Source organism: Pseudocitrobacter sp. 2023LY-00077, from assembly GCF_055796175.1.
In genome coordinates this window covers 1-904 of record NZ_JBSPEI010000063.1, presented here as the reverse complement: position 1 = coordinate 904, position 904 = coordinate 1, and the positions used below count along the sequence as shown (strand labels likewise).

Below are 904 nucleotides of genomic sequence, written 5' to 3'. Positions count from 1 at the left end.
CTTCCACTAACACACATGCTGATTCAGACTCTGGGCTGCTCCCCGTTCGCTCGCCGCTACTGGGGGAATCTCGGTTGATTTCTTTTCCTCGGGGTACTTAGATGTTTCAGTTCCCCCGGTTCGCTTCATTACGCTATGTATTCACGTAATGATAGTGCAACGAATTGCACTGGGTTTCCCCATTCGGAAATCGCCGGTTATAACGGTTCATATCACCTTACCGACGCTTATCGCAGATTAGCACGTCCTTCATCGCCTCTGACTGCCAGGGCATCCACCGTGTACGCTTAGTCGCTTAACCTCACAACCCGAAGATGTTTCGTAAAACACCATCGTGTTGCGAAAATTTGAGAGACTCGAACACACTTAAAGTGTGTCGTTTCAATTTTCAGCTTGATCCAGATTTTTAAAGAGCAAAACTTCGCAGCACACTTATTCAGTGTACTCTGAAGTTTTCTTGTTTTTTGCAGTAAAGATGGTGGAGCTATGCGGGATCGAACCGCAGACCTCCTGCGTGCAAAGCAGGCGCTCTCCCAGCTGAGCTATAGCCCCATCGTTTTTATCTCTGACCGTAATTTCTGTTGAGGCAAGGCGTGGTGACACGAAGCATACTGAAGTATGTGAGTGTCGCCGCAACGCAGCATCAGCAGAAATTTGGTAGGCCTGAGTGGACTTGAACCACCGACCTCACCCTTATCAGGGGTGCGCTCTAACCACCTGAGCTACAAGCCTGCAGAGATTTTTTACTGCTAATTTTCATCAGACAATCTGTGTGGACACTTCAAGGAACGGTTCTTTAAGGTAAGGAGGTGATCCAACCGCAGGTTCCCCTACGGTTACCTTGTTACGACTTCACCCCAGTCATGAATCACAAAGTGGTAAGCGCCCTCCCGAAGGTTAAGCT

At 48.6% G+C, this 904-nt stretch carries 2 tRNA genes and 2 rRNA genes; all 4 read right to left on the bottom strand.

Annotation, left to right across the window (positions count from 1 at the left end):
* Window positions 1-301 (bottom strand): 23S ribosomal RNA (locus tag ACWWFX_RS25315); the annotation flags it as partial.
* A 175-nt stretch (window positions 302-476) separates the two neighbouring features.
* Window positions 477-552: transfer RNA gene (locus ACWWFX_RS25310), tRNA-Ala, on the bottom strand.
* A 103-nt stretch (window positions 553-655) separates the two neighbouring features.
* Window positions 656-732 (bottom strand) — tRNA-Ile (locus ACWWFX_RS25305).
* A gap of 70 nt (window positions 733-802) precedes the next feature.
* Window positions 803-904, bottom strand: a 16S ribosomal RNA gene (locus ACWWFX_RS25300); the annotation flags it as partial.